The sequence below is a fragment of the Bacteroides sp. HF-4919 genome (assembly GCF_018860125.1).
On the sequence record NZ_JAHKNF010000022.1, the window covers coordinates 15601 to 31237 of the forward strand.

Consider the following 15637-nt stretch of genomic DNA (forward strand, 5'->3'; position numbering starts at 1 on the left):
ATTTGCACGCAATAATTTTTAAACGCATAGCCCTATGTCATTTATTGCCGATAAGATTGTAATGGATGGATTAACTTATGACGACGTATTGTTGATCCCCGCTTATTCTGAAGTTTTACCACGCACTGTCGATCTCTCGACAAAGTTTTCAAAAAACATTGAGTTAAAGATTCCGTTTGTAACTGCCGCTATGGACACGGTTACCGAAGCCAAAATGGCGATTGCCATTGCGCGCGAAGGGGGAATTGGCGTGATCCATAAGAATATGTCCATTAAGGAGCAGGCTAAGCAGGTGGCTACAGTGAAGCGTGCTGAAAACGGTATGATTTACGATCCTGTCACTATTAAGCAAGGGTCTACCGTACGCGATGCTCTTGCATTGATGGCCGAATATAAAATCGGTGGTATCCCGGTAGTGGATGACAATAGATATTTGGTCGGTATTGTAACGAATCGTGACCTTCGTTTCGAGCGTAACATGGATAAACGTATCGACGAGGTAATGACAAAAGAAAATCTGGTTACCACCAATCAGTCTACCGATCTGGAAGCAGCTGCGCAAATTCTGCAACACCATAAGATTGAGAAACTGCCGGTAGTCGATAAAGAAGGAAAACTGATCGGGCTGGTTACTTACAAAGATATTACAAAAGCCAAAGATAAACCTATGGCTTGCAAAGATTCGAAAGGCCGTCTGCGTGTAGCTGCCGGTGTAGGTGTGACTGCCGACACTTTCGACCGTATGCAGGCGTTGGTGGATGCCGGTGCGGATGCCATCGTGATCGATACGGCTCACGGACACTCAAAGGGAGTGATCGACACCTTGCGCGAAGCGAAAAAACGTTATCCCAATATTGATATTGTGGTTGGTAACATTGCTACGGGCGATGCAGCCAAGGCCTTGGTGGAAGCCGGGGCTGACGGTGTAAAAGTAGGTATCGGCCCGGGTTCCATTTGTACGACACGTGTGGTTGCCGGTGTAGGCGTACCGCAACTTTCGGCTGTTTATGATGTAGCCAAAGCCTTGAAAGGTACAGGTATCCCTTTGATTGCCGATGGCGGACTCCGCTATTCGGGTGATGTGGTGAAAGCTCTGGCTGCCGGAGGATACTGTGTGATGATCGGTTCATTGGTTGCCGGTACAGAAGAAAGTCCGGGCGAGACGATTATATTTAATGGACGTAAGTTTAAGTCATACCGTGGTATGGGTTCGCTCGAAGCGATGGAGAATGGTTCGAAAGACCGCTATTTCCAGAGTGGCGAGATGGACGTGAAGAAATTGGTTCCGGAAGGTATTGCTGCCCGCGTGCCTTATAAAGGAACTTTATATGAAGTGATTTATCAATTGACCGGTGGTCTGCGTGCCGGGATGGGATATTGTGGTGCTCCTGACATCGAGAGATTACATGATGCCAAGTTTACTCGCATCACCAATGCCGGAGTAATGGAAAGCCATCCACACGATGTGACGATTACAAGCGAATCGCCTAATTACAGCCGTCCGGAATAACAGCCTGTTTATCGGGCGTTTGGCCGTTGCCGTCTGGTCGCTGTTTTCCACCACAGATTACACGGATTAACACAGAACTTTTTAATCTTCAATATCAATGAGATAAATTATCAATCTGTGTTAATCCGTGTCCTTTGTAGTGAACTCGATTTATTTTATTCCGATATGAATATCTCAACGTAGAATGGTATGAAGAAGATTCTGGTTGGTGCACTGACCTGTTTGTTTGGGTTTATTGCCGGCTATGCCCGGCAAGATCCTGTGTTGATGCGGATCAATGGACAAGACATTTCCCGCTCGGAGTTTGAGTCTTTCTATCATCGGAATAAGCCTTCGGGAGTATCCGGGAAAGAAGCCTTGAAGGTTTGTGTTGATCTCTTTGTCGATAAGAAGTTGAAACTGCATGCGGCACAGAGAGCCGGGTTGGATACTCTCTCTGCCTTTCGTGCGGAGATGGACAACTACCATCGTTCATTATCTAAATCCTATCTTACAGATTCGTCTGCAGAGGAAGCCTGTGCCAGAAAGCTTTACGATCAGATGAAGAGCCGCTCCATATCCGGCGAGGTCCGGGTTATGCATATTTTCCGTTATCTTTCCCAGACGGCCCTGCCCCATCATTTGCGGGAGGCACAGGCTTTAATGGACTCTCTTTACAATGTATTGAAGACAAATCCCGATACCGATTTCAGGACTCTGGTAGACCAATATTCTGATGATAAGGCAGAATCCTGGATCAGTTGGTTGCAGACACCACAGGAATTTGAGGAGGTCGCTTTCTCTTTGAAGGATGGCGAATATTCCCAGCCGTTTTTTACTCCTAAAGGACTTCATATCGTCAAAGTAACGGGCAGACGCGAACTCCCTCCATTTGAACAGATACGGGACAGGCTAATCCGTAAACTGTCCCATCGTCCGGGTGCGGATAAAGGGACCGAAATCCTGGTAAACAAACTGAAGGAGAGCTATCGGTATACTCCGGACAAAGCGGCGATGGAAGAGTTGCTTTTTCAAGGCAAGACCTCCCGTACTCTTTTTACGCTGGACGGTAAAAACTTTACAGGGAAGGACTTTGAACGGTTTGCCGCTGCCCATCCCATGGGGATAAAGAGGCAGTTGGATGCTTTTGTGGTAAAATCAATTCTCGATTATGAGAACAGTCGCCTTGAGCAGAAACATCCTGAGTTCCGCAGGACGCTGCAAGAACATCGTGATCATTTGCTGTTGGCCGCTATTACCCGCCGGGAAACCCATCAGGTCAGCCTGGCAGATTCTGTTGCGCTGAAGAACTTCTTCAAGGAGCACCGGACCGATTACAACTGGGATTCACCCCGCTACAGAGGTGCGGTGTTGCACGGAACCCATAAGAAAACGCTGAAGAGCGCCCGTAAATTTCTGAAAAAACTTCCGGAAGAAGAGTGGAAAGATGCCATTCGCCTGACATTTAATACCTCTGCTTCACCGGCTGTCATCCGGATAGAACAAGGGACCTTTGCCGAAGGTGACAATGTTTTTGTCGATAAGTTAGTGTTTAAAAAAGGAGACTTCGAACCATTAAAGTCCTATCCTTTTACCGTTGTTTTGGGTGAGAAAAAGAAAGGTCCGGAGTCCTACAAAGAGATTGTTTCCCGTTTGATCGAAGATTATCAGAATCATCTGGATGCACTTTGGGCAGAGCGTCTCAGGGCTTCTGCTAAGGTTGAAATTAACCAAGAGGTTTTAAAAACGGTTAATAATCACTGAAGCAACGAATTATTGTATTATCTTCGTACCTTAAATTAAGTATAATTCAGTTGACAATGCGAAAAACGGGCCTTCTGCTAATCTCTCTCCTTTTCTGTGTGTCGTGTACTGACAAGCATGATCACAAAGGACAGATTCCTTTGGTAGAGGTCGATGGAAACTTTTTGTACAAAGAGGACCTTCAGGCCGTGTTCCCCGCCGGTTTGTCGAAAGATGACAGTCTTCTTTTCGCCGAGCACTACATTCGTAGCTGGGTTGAAGATGTTTTGTTGTTTAACCAGGCGCAAAGCAATATCCCCGACAACGGCGAAATCGATAAGTTGGTCGCAAATTACCGGAAAGCATTGATCATGCATACTTATCAACAAGAACTAATCAGCCAGAAATTGTCGGGCGAGATCCCCGAACAGGAAATAGCAGACTATTACGAAAAGAACAAAGAACTGTTTAAACTGGACCGTCCGTTGATGAAAGGTCTGTTTATCAAGGTTCCCCTTACTGCTCCCCAACTGGGAAATGTCCGTAAGTGGTATAAGACGGAAACTCAGGATGCCGTTGAGCATTTGGAGAAGTATAGTTTGCAGAATGCTGTGAAGTATGAGTATTTTTATGATAAATGGGTGCGGGTAGCCGATGTACTTGATATGATCCCGTTGAAAGCGGAATCCCCGGAAGCCTATATGGATAAGAACCGTCATATCGAACTGAAAGATACGGCATTCTACTATTTTCTGAATATCAGCGATTTTCGTGTGGCAGGCGAACAGGAACCTTACGAGTTTGCCCAACCGAAAGTTAAAGATATACTTGTCAATATCAAGCGGGTTGATTTTATGAAACAAGTAAAGGACGACTTGTACGAACGTGCAGTAAAAAGAAAGAAGATTATAAATTATTAAATACACAGAATGAAGAAGTTTGTGAACTTTAAATTTGTTGTTATGTTTGCCCTGGCACTGGTTGCTAACGTGGCATCCTATGCGCAGGACAATGTGATTGACGAAGTGGTTTGGGTCGTTGGTGACGAAGCCATCCTGAAGTCCGATGTGGAAGAAGCACGACTGGCCGCTTTGTATGAGGGGCGTAAGTTTGATGGTGATCCTTATTGTGTGATTCCCGAAGAGTTGGCGGTACAGAAACTTTATATGCACCAGGCTGTGCTCGATAGTATCGAAGTTCCTGAATCGGAAGTGATACAGCGTGTCGATTATCAGATCAATAACTATATTCAGGCTTTGGGTAGCAGAGAAAGGATGGAAGCTGAGTTTAACAAGACTTCTACGCAGATCCGCGAAGCCATGCGCGAGAATGCCCGTGACGGATTGATTGTACAGAGAATGCAGCAGAAGCTGGTAGGTGATATCAAAGTGACTCCGGCCGAAGTGCGCCGCTACTTTAAGGATCTTCCTCAGGACAGTATCCCTTATGTCCCTACTCAGGTAGAGGTGCAGATCATCACACAGCAACCTAAAGTGCCCATCTCTGAAATAGAGGATGTGAAAAGACGCTTGCGTGAATATACCGACCGTATCAATAAAGGCGAAAGTGATTTTTCTACACTTGCCCTGTTGTATTCCGAGGACCGCGGTTCTGCCATCAAAGGTGGTGAAACCGGTTTTATGGGTAAAGGCCAGATGGTGCCCGAATACGCTAATGTCGCTTTCAACTTGCAGGACACCAAGAAGATATCTAAGATCGTAGAGTCCGAGTATGGTTTCCATATCATCCAGTTGATCGAGAAACGTGGCGACCGTATCAATACCCGCCATATCCTGTTGAAGCCCAAAGTATCGGATAAGGAGTTGAATGAAGCCAATGCACGTCTTGATTCCATAGCCAACGATATTCGTAGCGATAAGTTTACATTCGATCAGGCTGCCGCTGCTTTGTCTCAGGATAAAGACACACGCAACAATCACGGTCTGATGCAGAATCCGATGAATCAGACTGCTAAATTCGAGATGCAGGATTTGCCGCAGGAGATAGCTAAAGTGGTAGATAAGATGAATATCGGTGAGATCTCCAAAGCCTTCACTATGGTCAACCCCAAAGATGGTAAGGAAGTTTGTGCTATTGTTAAGTTGAAGGCACGCATCAATGGACACAAGGCCACTATCACCGATGACTACCAGAACCTGAAAGAAATTGTGCTCGACAAACGTCGTGAAGAGGCGTTGCAAAAATGGATTGTTGAAAAACAAAAACATACGTATGTGCGTATTAATCCGGCATGGCAGCGTTGTGACTTTAAATATCCGGGCTGGATTAAAAAAGACTGATCCTGATTTGATATGTTTAGATTAAACAAAGAACATAAATTCCACGGCAGGCATAGATTTCTCTTAGCGGGTATTCTATGCCTGCTTGCCGTATGTTTTCTGGTGGCCCAGGACAAGAAACCGCAGCATGACAAGAAGCCACAACAGGAGAAGAAGGCTGAACCGGAAAAGCCAACGGGAAATAAAAAGACCCGTGTCGATTTGCTCCATGCCGATCGGGGGCAAGCCGATAAACTGGCGCGTCCTGATGTTCAGGTGCTGATTGGTTCGGTTAAGTTGCGTCACGACAGCATGTATATGTATTGTGACAGTGCCCTGATTTACGAAAAAACGAATTCATTCGAAGCATTTAGCAATGTGCGTATGGAGCAGGGAGATACTCTTTTCATCTATGGTGACTATTTGTTTTATGACGGCATGACTCAGATAGCGCAACTGCGTGAGAATGTGAAAATGATCAACCGGAATACTACCTTGTTGACAGACAGCCTGAATTATGACCGTCTGTACAATTTGGGTTACTATTTTGATGGGGGTACGTTGATGGATGAAGAAAATGTGTTGACTTCCGACTGGGGTGAGTACAGTCCTGCCACTAAACTTTCTGTTTTCAACTATGATGTCAAGCTCGTGAATCCCCGTTTCGTGCTTACTTCCGACACCCTGAAGTATAGTACGAATACTAAGATTGCCACCATTCTGGGACCCTCCAATATTGTCAGCGATCAGAACCATATCTATTCCGAGCGGGGCATTTACAATACCGTTTCCGGACAAGCCGAACTGCTCGACCGTTCGGTTTTGACCAATGAAGGTAAGAAGTTGATCGGTGACAGCCTTTTCTATGACCGTAAAGCGGGTTATGGTGAGGCGTTCGATAATGTCCAGATGAACGACACTGTCAATAAGAACATGCTTACCGGTGATTATTGTTATTATGACGAGTTGAAGCAGAATGCTCTTGCCACCAAGCGAGCTGTTGCCGTGGATTATTCACGGGGTGACAGCCTCTTTATGCATGCCGATACGTTACTGATGAATAGCTATAATCTCGACACCGACTCCCTTTTCCGTGAGATGCGCGCTTTTCATAAGGTACGTATGTACAGCGCTGATCTGCAAGGCGTTTGCGATTCTTTGGTCTTTAATACGAAAGACTCTTGCCTTACCATGTATCGCGATCCTATTATTTGGAACGAAGGGCAACAACTGCTGGGAGAAGAGGTTAAGGTATATATGAACGACAGTACGATTGATTGGGCTCATATCATCAATCAGGCGCTCACGGTGGAACAGAAAGACTCCATTCATTTTAATCAGATCTCAGGAAAAGAGATCAAGGCATACTTTGCCGAGGGTGAGGCACGCAAAATAGATGTGATAGGGAATGTACTATTAATTTATTATCCCGAGGAAAAGGACAGTACGATGATTGGTATGAATACCTCTGAAACAAGTTTGCTTAATTTGTTTCTTAGAGATAGAAAAATGAAAAAAATGGTTATGAGTCCTCAGTCTAATTGTGTGCTTTATCCAATGGATCAGATTCCGCCCGACAAAATGAAATTGCCCACTTTCAGTTGGTTTGATTATGTCCGTCCCTTGAATAAGGAAGACATTTTCAACTGGAGAGGGAAAAAGGCAGGTGAGGCTTTACGTAAAACAGAGCGCAAGGTCATCAGTGGTCCTAAACGTGAAATAATTAATATGAAATAGCTATGGGAATGTTCAATGTACGAAAGCCGCGTGGATTCAATCATCAATATATCTATGTGGACGAGCGGAAAGAAAAATTGACGAAAATGGAAGAAGATGCCAAGCGTGATTTGGGAATGTTACCCGAAAAAGAATTTTCTCCGGAAGATATTCGCGGAAAGTTCATCGAAGGCACCACACATCTGAAGCGTCGTAAGGAGAGTGGGCGTAAGCCTGCTCATTTGGGTGTCATTCTGGCTATCATTGCCCTGCTTATTTTTCTATGGCATTATTTGCAGACCGGTAGCTGGTCTTTTTAAGTCCTATAAATTAATCAGTCAAAGCTAAATCTATTATGAGCGATATCATTCATTTATTACCCGATTCGGTTGCCAACCAGATAGCTGCCGGAGAGGTGATACAACGTCCGGCATCTGTCATCAAAGAGTTAGTCGAGAACGCCATCGATGCTGAGGCACAAAATATTCATGTATTGGTTACCGATGCAGGCAAGACCTGTATACAGGTGATTGATGACGGTAAGGGAATGTCCGAAACCGATGCACGCCTCTCCTTCGAGCGGCATGCCACCTCAAAGATCCGCGAGGCATCCGATTTGTTTGCCCTTCGCACGATGGGCTTTCGTGGTGAAGCGCTGGCTTCCATTGCCGCCGTTGCTCAGGTAGAGCTGAAGACTCGTCCCGAATCCGAAGAGTTAGGGACCAGGATTATCATTGCGGGCTCCAAAGTGGAGAGTCAGGAAGCAGTGTCTTGTCCCAAAGGAAGCAACTTTTCCATTAAGAACCTTTTTTTCAATATTCCTGCCCGGCGTAAGTTCCTGAAGGCCAACTCTACCGAGTTGAGTAATATTCTGGCCGAATTTGAACGTATTGCCCTGGTGCATCCTGAGGTTGCTTTCTCACTGTATAGCAATGACTCCGAACTGTTCAATCTTCCCGCCTGCCATTTGCGGCAACGTATTCTTTCTATTTTTGGTAAGAAGCTCAATCAGCAATTGCTCAGTGTGGAAGTGAACACTACGATGGTGAAGGTTTCAGGTTATGTGGCCAAGCCCGAAACAGCCCGTAAGAAAGGTGCCCATCAGTATTTCTTTGTGAATGGCCGTTACATGCGTCATCCTTACTTCCATAAAGCGGTGATGGATGCTTACGAACAGTTGATTCCCGCAGGCGAACAGATTTCTTATTTCATCTATTTTGAAGTCGATCCTGCCAACATCGATGTCAATATCCATCCTACCAAAACAGAGATCAAATTTGAGAACGAACACGCTATCTGGCAGATTCTTTCTGCCTCGGTAAAAGAGTCGTTGGGCAAGTTCAATGCCGTCCCTTCTATCGATTTCGATACGGAAGACATGCCCGATATCCCTGCATTTGAACAGAACTTGCCTCCTGAGCCTCCTAAGGTGCATTTCAACTCCGATTTCAATCCATTCAAACCTTCGGTGCCCTCTTCCGGCGGTGGCAATTACTCCCGTCCGAAAGTGGACTGGGAAGATTTGTACGGTGGTCTTGAGAAAGCCAGTAAGATGAATCAGCCTTTCGCCGAACCCGATCCCGAACCGGAAGAATTTGCGGTAATTGAAGAGGAAAGTATTGTTACAGCCGCTCCTGCAACTCTTTATGCCGGTGAGTCGGCCATAATGGAGAAGGGAACCCAGCACTTGCAGTTCAAGGGACGTTTCATTCTTACTTCTGTAAAGTCCGGATTGATGCTGATCGATCAGCACCGGGCCCATGTTCGGGTGCTCTTTGATCGGTATCGTGCCCAGATTCAGCAGAAACAAGGTTTCTCACAAGGCGTTCTCTTCCCCGAAATTCTGCAACTTCCGGCTTCTGAGGCAGCCGTATTGCAAGACATTATGGACGATTTATCTGCGGTAGGTTTCGATCTCAGCGATCTTGGTGGAGGCAGTTATGCCATTAACGGAGTACCTTCAGGCATCGACGGACTGAATCCGGTCGATTTGGTGCGCAGCATGTTGCATACCGCTATGGAGAAAGGCAACGATGTTAAAGAAGAAATTCAGGATATCCTTGCGTTGACCCTTGCCCGCGCGGCTGCCATTGTCTATGGGCAGGTGCTGAGTAATGAAGAGATGGTCAGTTTGGTCGATAATCTGTTTGCCTGTCCTTCGCCTAACTATACGCCGGATGGTCGTGTGGTGTTGACTACCATAAAAGAAGAAGAGATCGATAAACTTTTCCGGTGATCATCATTCTTCTGTACTTATCAGAGTAAGTATTATGTCAGTTCCACTCTATCTCACACGATCGACAGATTTTATCTGTTTATTACATCTCTTTCCTAATAGATTAATAACCAGCAGAATATGCTATTAATATCCTCCCTGTACGAAGTTAACTTTAACATTGTGTTAAAGTTAACTTCGTACAGGGAGGATATTAACTTCGTACATCCGGGAAGTTAAGAACCTGTTCGCACCCTATTCATCACCTGAAAATCTTGTTAATAGTGTTAATAAACATGTTCCTAAAAGAATAACACTCTACGAATAGTTCGTATATTTCAGCATGCTTTTTAGAACAGTATGTTTTTGTTTTAAACTAAAATCTATTTTATATGAAGGCAAGATATTTTTTTTATCCGTTTCTCTTTCTTTTTTCGGTTGCAATGTTTGCTTCCTGCTCTTTATCTGTACCCAAAGAGAGGGATATAATAGAAGATTCCGCCTTTCGTTCTGTTGATTTGCGTATAATAGAGAAGACAAAAGGGACAGTGATGTCTTTGGGTGATTTAATGGAATCATACGAAATCATTAGATTGGACAATAGGGATGAGGCGCTTATTAAAACCTATCCATATGGTGTATATGTGACGGATAATTATATTTTGTTGCGACCTGCTGACGTTGTATCTCCTGTTAAGCTATTTACGCGCAAGGGACGATATGTGGCTGATATTGGCGGAGTAGGTCAAGGCCCGGGAGAGTATTTATATTTATTTTCATGGTTGGTGGATGAGAAAGAAAACCGTATTTATTTGGGTCCGGGAAGAACCGACAAGGTGCTTGTCTATGATTTAAAGGGGAATTATCTGCCGGATGAGGTTATTCGTTTCGGGGAAATAGTACATAAGTCTCAGATATGGGTGGACTATGATAAAAAAAACGTAGTTGTGGTTACTTTACCCTTTTCTGCTAATGTGAACTCGAACTTTGCAATTAGTAAGAATGTGTGCTGGGTGCAAAATAGGGAGGGTGATATCGTGCATCGGATTCCTGTAAATCATTACGGTTTAATTGGAGATTACAGTAATGCTTTAGTGGCACGTCGGAATGTGGATGCGATTTCTTTTTCTATTTCTGAAGTACCCATGTTGCGTACTCGTCCTGATACTTTGTATCACTATGATGCGGTAAAGAATATAATAACTCCATGCTTTACAATAGATCATGTTGTTTCTGAAAATCAAAGTGCTTGCACTGTTTTATATGAAACTTCAAGGAGTTATTGGGCGCAAGTCACTTTATATCCTAATAATCTTTCCTCAAGTGTTTCTTCTGTTCGTTTACCAGCCTTTAATGTTTGCGTTTCGAAAAAAGATGGCAATGTACGGCGCATTGATCGCTTTACTGATCCTCTTTTAGGTTTATCTCATCTTTTTTTGATGATGAATAATGGATATATTTGTATCTCTTATGATCCTCTTGAACTGATGGATGCTTTAGATAAAGTTCTTACCCAAACAGATTTGGAGTCTGACGTACGTAAACGGGCCACCGATTTACGAAATAGTCTGCACGAGAATGATAATGACATTCTTATCATTGGAAAACTGAAACAATAACTATAAGTAATCTATAAATTTCGATTGTATCTCTAAATGCTATCAGGCGAATCACTGAAGGTTCTCAAGTATATGTGATATTGATAGATCGTGCAAAATGTCCACGAGGATGATAATCCGATTATTGCCATTTACAAATTGAAAGACTGAAAAATTTTGAATGAGATGCTTTTTAACATATCCTTAATAGAATAACATTCTACGAATAATTCGTATCTTGCAGTATGCTTTGTGAAAAGTAGTTTTTTACTTTCAGCCAAAATCTATTTTTATATGAAGACAAGATACCTTTTATACCCGCTTCTCTTTCTTTTTTCGGTTGCAATGTCTGCATCCTCATGTTCTTTGTTTGTACCCCAAGAGAGGGATATAAAAGAAGGTTCCGCCTTTTACGCTGTCGATTTACTGGAGATAGAGAAAATAAAGGGTGAGGAAATGTTGTTTTCTGATTTGATAGAATCATTGGAAATTATTAAGTTGGATGGCAGAGAAGAGGCATTGGTTGCCACTTATCCTTTTGGTATCGATGTTTCAAGCAATTATATCTTAATAGAGCCGGATGGCGTTTCTGCTTTGAAATTATTTACTCGTAAGGGACGATATGTGGCTGATATAGGTGGAGTTGGTCAAGGCCCCGGAGAGTACAAATATGCTGTGAATAGATTTCTTGATGAAAAGCAGGGATGTATAGCTATTGCCGAGAATCAAAAAATGTTATTTTTTGATCTTAAAGGCCGATTTTTATCGAAAGAGAGTATTTCATTGCCGGAAACGATAACGAAGAGTTCCATTTGGATAGATTTGGAAAATGAAAAAGCTGTAGTGGTCGTTCTTCCCTTTGCTGATATAGGAAATCCAAAAGCACCGATCAGTAAGAATCTATGTTGGGTACAAGATTTTAAGGGGAATATCTTGCAAAAAATATTTGCTGTAAATTATGCGATTGTGCCGGATTATAGCAATGAAGTATTGGCTCCCCGGAATGTTGATGGCTATTCTTTTTCCCTTTGTCAGGTTGTCGGGCGTACACGCCCTGATACTCTATATCACTATGATATTGCTAATAATGTATTGAAACCTTGTTTTACTTTGGATAATGTAATGCAGGAGGATAAATATATTGTAACGTCATTGTATGAGACTCCGGAATATTATTGGAGTAGAGTAACTATTGGACCGGCTAAAGTGCCATCAGATGGTTCTCCCGTTCGTATGACTGTATTTAATGTTCGTGTTTCTAAAAAAGATGGTAGTGTGAAGCGCATTGATCGTTTTACAAATGACTTTTTGGGACTTTCTTATCCTTTCTTGACTATGCGCAACGGTTATGTCTGTATCTCTTACGAACCTCTTGAACTGATGGATGCTTTAGATAAAGTTCTTGCCCAAACTGATTTAAAGCCTGAAATACGTAAGCGAGCCACTGGTTTGAGAAATAGTTTGCACGAAAATGATAATGACATTCTTATGATTGGGAAACTGAAACAATAACTATTAGTAACCTATAAATTATCGTCCTATGAAGTTAGATTATATCGCATTGTTTTTGGTATTGTTTTTTCTTGCTGCTTGTGGCAGCAAGCCTTCTTCTCCGGATATGGTGGATGATAACGCTTTATCGGCTGAGGAAACCTTTAAAGACATTGATCTTGCTAACAATCTGAAAGATTGTGGCAAGCCTTTACTGTTGAGTGACATCGTAAAAGATGTGGAGTATGTGAAGCTGGAAACGCAGGATAATATATTAGTCGGTGATATAAAGCAGCTAAAGCGGACGGAGAAGTTTGTCTTTATTTATTCAAGAAATCAGAACCATGTCATGATGTTTGATATTACCGGGAAGTTTATCCGTAAAATCGGTCGTGTAGGTCAGGGTCCTGGAGAGATAGCTAATATTGACTTTTTCACAGTCAGTGACAATTTGGTATTTATTTATCCGTTCAGCCGTAATGGCAGCCTGACAGTCTATGATATGCGGGATAACAGCTTCGTCAAGGAAATTCCTTTAAAATGGCCTGTTTTTTTTAGTAGGGCCATCGATGTGATGGGAGATTGTTTGGTTTATTATCCCGGTACTGTTTATTCGCCTGATAATAGCAAGACATTCATAAGCGCTTGTGTTGCGAATGGAGAAGGAGAGACATTGATGGAGCAAATCCCTTACTTATTTTCTGGTGATAAGAAAATATTACAATTGCCTTCTGATCCTTCTTGGCTCTATCGTGGAAGAAGTAACGTTTATTCGTTTATTAATGATACGATCTACGGCATTACTTGTGATTCTATTTTTCCCCGTTACCATCTTTTTCTTGGAAAATATAAATTGCCTTCCGGAAGATATGATCCTACTCATGATTATGGTTGGGGAGATTTTGTTCTGATGCAAAGTGTTTATGAAACTAAAGAGTTTCTTTTTTTAAAATTTTGGTTTGATAAAAAGTTGTGGTTCAGCCGATATGATAAAAAAACGGAGAGGATCGACTCTTGGGAGCAAACTCCTTTTAAAGCTCATCATTGGGTGATACTCGATGCACCGGGTATAACGAATGATATTGACGGCTCTCAATCGTTCAAAGACTTCTATAATGTAGGCGAAAACTGTTTTCACTTCGCAATCACTCCGGATAATTTGGATCAGATAAAGCGTAACGTCACTGAAGCTAAGGTCAAGTTCCCTGAGAAGCAGGCCGAACTGCTGGAGCTTCTTGATGAAATGGGCGAGGATGACAATCCGATTATTGCTTTCTATAAATTGAAAGACTGAAACGGAATATATTTTAGACGAAAGACCTGGTATAACGGTATGTAACCTGAGATTCTTTGGACGTAATCAGTAAGTATAATAATACTTGTAAAATTTAGGTTTATGGATAAAATCTATTTATGGCTTCTGCTTCTCATTTCATGTAGTTGCTCTCATACTAAAGAAAAGGTTTCTAATGACATGGATTCCTCTTTGTGTGTCATAGATGTTACTCGTGAATATCCTGTTGAGAAAGTGAATATACATGATGTTGCCGATGTAGAGTATGTTCCTTTAGAAACGACACGAAATTCACTGCTTGCGTCGGATTGTTCTGCTTTTCGGATTTCAGATGATTATATAACTGTCGCAAGTGGTGTTGATAATGGCAATATCTTTTTCTTTAATAGAAAAGGGAGGTACTTGTGGACTTTTAACCGGCGAGGAGGATCTGCTGAAGAGTACAGTTCTATAACCGCATGGGATGCCGATTTTGGCATGCAAGAAATATACATCTATGATTCGTTCAGGAAAAAGATATATATTTATTTTTTTGATGGACGGTATAAACGTAGCCATGCTTTGCCTATGAAGGATTGCACATTTATCGATCTGTATAATTATGATAAGGATTATCTGATAGGTTATAATCGGTTTTATGACTTTCGCAAAAAGAAAAAGGTGGATACGCATCCTTACTATCTGATCGATAAACAGAGCGGAGAGATGTCTTCCATCGGGATTGCTGTGGATAAACCTATCAGTGAGAAGGTGCATACAGAGATCGTCAAGTTTCCCGGAGGTGTTTATAGAGATCAGGTCCTTTTTCTCATAACCCCGTTGATAAAAAATGGAGATGCTTTCTTGATTGCCGACTATGCTTTGGATACTATTTACAGCTATCGTCATCACAAGCTGGTTCCTATCGCCGTGCAGACTCCTTCGGTATATGCGTCAGATCCACCGGTCATTGTCGCTTGTGAATTATACACCGATTCATACTTGTATTTTAGAATAATTCCGATGTATTATAATCCTTCTGCTCCCATGTCTCCTATGGCGGATGCTCCTGAGCTTGTGTTAAACAGGCATACAGGCAAGATTGCGGAATGGAAAATGTATGATTATAATTATTCCTCCGATATAGAAAGGCCTGTGCCGACTATGATACTTCAGTCTGCTGATAGAGAAAATTATGGTATAAGTATGTTTGGGGCGGAAAGGCTTATTGAGCAATATCAAGCGGGCGGATTGAAGGGGGAGCTGGAGGATATTGCATCCCGATTGAGTATAGATGACAATGATATATTAATGATATGTAAATATAAATAAGTGAAATCAATGCAAAGTTAGAGAATATGGTTTGGCCGTTATGATAAAGAAAGGCTAAAATAGGCTTTTGAGAAATAAAGATTTCTCTCTATCGGTGATTGACATTGATAAAGCCCGTGATTATCCTGTGAAATGTATTGAAATACGTGAAGTAGCTGATGTAGAGTATATACCGCTGGAAACAGTTGGCTCTTCTTTGTTAATAAATGACATTTGGGGATACTATGTGTTTTACTTGTCAAAATAGTAATTATCTTCCTATATAATATATAAGTGGAACTTCTGGAAAATGAATTGATTTGTTTGGCTATTATTTTGTTAATTAGATACTTATAACGATTTGCTGTTTGTCGGTAAAAGAGGGTGTCCGAAAAGGGTACCCTCTTTTTTTATGTAAAAGTCCGAACTTTCCCAAGCTCGGACTTTTTAATTTGCTCTAAAATGTTTATCTTAGAGCATGTTAATCGATAGTGCAAATATACAATTTAAGGAGTATTCTCA

General features: G+C 42.3%; 11 protein-coding genes. All 11 read left to right on the plus strand.

What is annotated here, in order from left to right; all coding sequences use genetic code 11:
• The first annotated feature begins 34 nt into the window (after nt 1-34).
• The 11 genes from guaB (at nt 35) to KO473_RS23290 (ending at nt 15136) form a co-directional block, all read left to right on the plus strand.
• Nucleotides 35-1510, plus strand: a complete 1476-nt coding sequence (gene guaB / locus KO473_RS23240) for an IMP dehydrogenase (protein ID WP_122130962.1) — start codon at nt 35-37, stop codon at nt 1508-1510.
• A gap of 189 nt (nt 1511-1699) precedes the next feature.
• A complete protein-coding gene (locus KO473_RS23245) occupies nt 1700-3253 on the plus strand; it encodes a peptidylprolyl isomerase (RefSeq protein ID WP_122130964.1) in 1554 nt (517 codons plus the stop codon).
• Between the two features lie 56 nt (nt 3254-3309).
• A complete protein-coding gene (locus KO473_RS23250; RefSeq protein ID WP_122130966.1) occupies nt 3310-4152 on the plus strand; it encodes a peptidylprolyl isomerase in 843 nt (280 codons plus the stop codon).
• Between the two features lie 9 nt (nt 4153-4161).
• A complete protein-coding gene (locus KO473_RS23255; RefSeq protein WP_005811273.1) occupies nt 4162-5532 on the plus strand; it encodes a peptidylprolyl isomerase in 1371 nt (456 codons plus the stop codon).
• Between the two features lie 12 nt (nt 5533-5544).
• Nucleotides 5545-7248: an OstA-like protein gene (locus KO473_RS23260; RefSeq protein WP_122130968.1), complete on the plus strand. Its 1704-nt coding sequence runs from the start codon at nt 5545-5547 to the stop codon at nt 7246-7248.
• A gap of 2 nt (nt 7249-7250) precedes the next feature.
• Nucleotides 7251-7547: a hypothetical protein gene (locus KO473_RS23265; protein WP_005782322.1), complete on the plus strand. Its 297-nt coding sequence runs from the start codon at nt 7251-7253 to the stop codon at nt 7545-7547.
• Nucleotides 7548-7582: 35 nt separating this feature from the next.
• Nucleotides 7583-9463, plus strand: a complete 1881-nt coding sequence (mutL, locus tag KO473_RS23270) for a DNA mismatch repair endonuclease MutL (RefSeq protein ID WP_005822037.1) — start codon at nt 7583-7585, stop codon at nt 9461-9463.
• A 371-nt stretch (nt 9464-9834) separates the two neighbouring features.
• On the plus strand, nt 9835-11061 hold the full coding sequence (locus KO473_RS23275; RefSeq protein WP_005822036.1) for a 6-bladed beta-propeller: 1227 nt from the start codon (nt 9835-9837) through the stop codon (nt 11059-11061).
• Between the two features lie 273 nt (nt 11062-11334).
• A complete protein-coding gene (locus tag KO473_RS23280; RefSeq protein ID WP_005822035.1) occupies nt 11335-12552 on the plus strand; it encodes a 6-bladed beta-propeller in 1218 nt (405 codons plus the stop codon).
• A gap of 28 nt (nt 12553-12580) precedes the next feature.
• The gene (locus tag KO473_RS23285; protein ID WP_005822034.1) at nt 12581-13825 is read left to right on the plus strand and encodes a 6-bladed beta-propeller; all 1245 of its coding nucleotides are present in this window, start codon (nt 12581-12583) and stop codon (nt 13823-13825) included.
• 102 nt (nt 13826-13927) lie between these two features.
• Complete coding sequence (locus KO473_RS23290) at nt 13928-15136, plus strand: 6-bladed beta-propeller (RefSeq protein WP_005822033.1); 1209 nt, start codon at nt 13928-13930, stop codon at nt 15134-15136.
• Nucleotides 15137-15637 lie beyond the last annotated feature (501 nt).